Annotated in this window: 2 protein-coding genes; one reads left to right on the plus strand and one right to left on the minus strand. The window is 42.0% G+C overall.

What is annotated here, in order from left to right; translation table 11 throughout:
* Positions 1 to 300: 300 nt before the first annotated feature.
* Entirely contained in the window at positions 301 to 885 is a 585-nt protein-coding gene (locus Q1V93_RS09610) for a T9SS type A sorting domain-containing protein (RefSeq protein ID WP_300664142.1), read from the minus strand.
* Positions 886 to 1,068: 183 nt separating this feature from the next.
* On the opposite strand from Q1V93_RS09610, the gene Q1V93_RS09615 reads away from it, so the two are divergent.
* The coding region (locus Q1V93_RS09615) for a peptidase S41 (protein WP_300664143.1) at positions 1,069 to 3,846 on the plus strand (2,778 nt) is incomplete at its 3' end.

Here is a 3,846-nt window from a genome sequence, read left to right on the forward strand (position 1 = left end):
CTATATCTATGCTATATCTATGCTATATCTATGCTATATCTATGCTATATCTGTTGCAAAATTATGAATTACGTCCCGACAGCTATCGGGATATGAATGCCGAATTAGAGGAATCAGCAAGAAGGGAAATGTGATTAGCATTTGATTGACGACGGGCAGTTGGTACCAGACAATCGTGAATGGGGATGAGGTAATGTGTTTAGGTTTTGTAAGAGAATTGAGAAATTACTTCTTAAATCCTCTAACAAACAAAAAACCCACCAATCTGTTGACCGGTGGGCTTCCAAAACTAATTTCATTTCAATTTTTCATCAATCTCTGCTGAATTAGTTTTCCTTCCACATTAATTTCTATCAAATACATTCCTTTATTCAATGCTGAAACATTCAGTTGGTTTTGATCTACCATGTGTTGCGACAGAACCTGATGTCCCAGCATATCGTATACAGTTACTTTAAAATCTGCTGTGTTCGCCTGAATAGTAATCATATCTTCCGCCGGATTCGGTCCGAAAACAAATCCCGAAGTTTGATTCGTTGCCAAACCTAAACTCGGATCTATCACGGTCACTTTTCCGGTCATCATTGTTGAGTGAACATCGCAGCGATACATGTAAATTCCCGGAACATTGAAGCGTTTTCCGAAGGTCCAGTTTGAACCGGTTGTCAACATCGAAAACGACTCCGGATTCGCGGGATAAGTTGCCGTTGTTCCGTTTACATTGTGTGTTCCGTTATTATTGTTGACCCATGTTACGGAATCCCCCATATCAATGGTAATATCATTGGGAGACCAGGACATCGATTGGGCATTAATCTGATGGTTTGTTTGGCCAAAAGCGATCGGAGCCAAACACATCATGAATAGTTGAGTAATTTTTCTCATAAGTATCTGTTTTTATTAAAGATACAACCCTTTTCGCGGGGTTGTAAATAATTTAAAAAAAATTAACCAAATGGTTGATTTCATTGATTGTATTGCTTGTTTATCCCCTTTTTCTTCCGTCCTTCACAAGAAGGAAGCACACTCTGTAATATTTCGCTATTTTTAAAATTCTAAAATCAATGTATGAAGAAACTATTTGCCTGGACAATGATTGGCGCGATGGTGATGAGCCTCCGAATGCCCGCTGCTCCTGAAGATGGATCAAATGCTCCGCTTTGGATGAGATACCCGGTTATTTCTCCTGACGGGAAAACGATTGTATTTGAATATAAAGGTGATTTATACCAGGTTGCCGCAAGCGGAGGAACCGCAACTCCGGTCACGCTGAGTGATGCGTATGATTTCATGCCGGTGTTTTCACCGGATGGAAAAACGCTCTATTTTGCTTCGGATCGCTACGGAAATTTTGATGTGTTTTCCATTCCGCTTCAGGGAGGAAATACCAAACGACTGACTCTTAACTCAAGCGGTGATTTTCCGCAATGCCTTTCTGCCGATGGTAAACGAATCATCTTCACTGCTTCTCGTTTGGATAACGCTGCTATGTCGCAGTTTCCATACGGAGCTTTGGGTGAAGTGTATTCCGTAGGAATTGACGGAGGTCGCGAAAAACAGGAATTATCTATTACCGCTGAAAATATCAAGTGGAACAAAGCCGGAACAAAAATGGTTTTCCACGATAAAAAAGGTTACGAAGATCCGTGGAGAAAACACCACCAATCATCCGTTGCACGCGATGTGTGGATGTATGAAAAAAGTGGCGACAAGTTTACACAATTGACTGATTTTGCCGGTGAAGACCGCAACCCTGTTTGGAACGGTGATGAATCTGCACTCTTTTACTTAAGCGAAAAAAGCGGATCATACAATGTTTGGAAAATGGACCCGAACAGCCCGAATTCAAGCACACAGATTTCCAAATTCGATAAAAACCCGGTTCGCTTCCTTTCTATTTCAAACGACAATACACTTTGTTATGGATATGACGGTGAAATTTATACGCAGAAAGAAGGAGGAGCTCCGCAAAAAGTGCGTATTGAGATCAACAGCGAAGACCGCAATGCAGATATCAAAAATGTAACCGAAACAGGAAATGCTTCTGAGATTTCGGTGTCTCCGAGCGGGAAAGAGGTTGCATTCATCAATCACGGGGATGTGTTTGCAGTTTCACTGGAAAACGGCGTTACCAAGCAAATTACCAATACGCCGGAAGAAGAACGCAACGTGAGTTTTTCACCGGACGGAAAAGCTGTTTTGTATGCTTCCGAAAGAAAGAACATTTGGGGCGTTTACCAAACGACGTTGATCCGAAAAGAAGAAAGCCATTTCTACGCTTCTACTCTTTTGAAGGAAGAACCGCTGATCGTAACAGAAAACGAATCATTCCAGCCGCAGTTTTCTCCGGATGGGAAAGAAATCGCGTTTTTGGAAAACAGAACGGGTGTAAGTGTTTACAATATCGCAAGCAAAAAAATCCGCAATGTGCTGCCTGCTACCAAAAACTATTCATACAGTGACGGAGATCAAACATTCAACTGGTCTCCGGACAGCAAATACATCCTGGTCTCTTTCCTGGTGGACGGAAACTGGCACGATCAAATCGGTTTGGTGGATGTAACCGGGAAAAGTCCTATGCTTCAACTGACAGAAAACGGTTTCTCGAACGGTGGTCCGAAATTCCAGATGAACGGAAAAATGATCCTTTGGTTCTCAGACAGAGACGGAATGAAAAATGTGGCAAGTCATGGTTCTCAGCAGGATGCATATGGTCTTTTCCTGGATCAGAATGCTTTTGATCTGTTTAAAATGAAAAAGGCGGATTACGAACTTTGGAAGGAACAAAAAGAGAAAACGGACAAGGAAAAACCGAAGGAAACGGAAACACCTGCTAAAAAAGGAAAAACGGAAAAAGCAGATACAACGAAGAAAACAGAACCGTTAAAAATTGATTTGACCGGATTGGCTGACCGCCAGGTTCGTTTGACTGAAAATTCTTCTTTCCTGAATGACGCTTTCATGGATCCGAAAGGTGAAAAATTGTATTACCTGACTCCGAATGAAGACGGTGTGAATTTATACGTTCGTGATTTTAAAGAACACGAAACCAAGATGCTGATTCCTTTGAAAGCAAATGGTGTTTGGAGTGCCTCAATGGATAAAGACGGTAAGAATATCTACGCAATCGTCAATGGAAGATTAACGCGTTTGGATCTTGAAAAAGGGGAACAAAAGGACATTCCTTTCAGAGCGGAACGAACGCAAGACGGATATGCAGAACGCGCTTATTTGTTCGAACACATGTGGCGCCAGGTCAAGGCGAAATTCTACGTAGTTGATTTGCAGGGAACCGATTGGGATTATTACAAAACGACCTATGCAAAATTCCTTCCTCACATCAATAATAACTATGATTTTGCTGAAATGTGCAGCGAATTATTGGGTGAACTGAATGCTTCCCACACCGGTTGCCGTTTCTATGCAAGAAAAGAAAATGGGGACGAAACCGCTCAATTGGGCGTTATTCTGGATGAAAGTTTTACAGGAACCGGGCTTAAAATTGCGGAGATCCTGGATAAAGGTCCGCTGGTAAGTTCCGAAACAAAAATCAAGGCGGGTGCGATCATTGAAAAAATTGACGGTGTCGAAATCAAACCGGAATTGAACTATTATTCCTTGTTAAACCGCAAAGTCGGGAAACCGGTATTACTTTCTATTTACGATCCGGCAAGTGGAAAACGCTGGGAAGAAATCATTAAACCGATTTCAGCAGGAGTACAAAACGAGTTGCTTTACCAGCGCTGGGTGAAACGCATGCAGGCTATGACCGAAAAACTCTCCGGTGGAAAATTGGGTTATATGCATGTTCGCGGAATGGACGACCGCAGTTACCGTGAATTCTAC

The sequence above is a fragment of the Fluviicola sp. genome, from assembly GCF_030151805.1.
Lineage (GTDB): Bacteria > Bacteroidota > Bacteroidia > Flavobacteriales_D > Crocinitomicaceae > Fluviicola.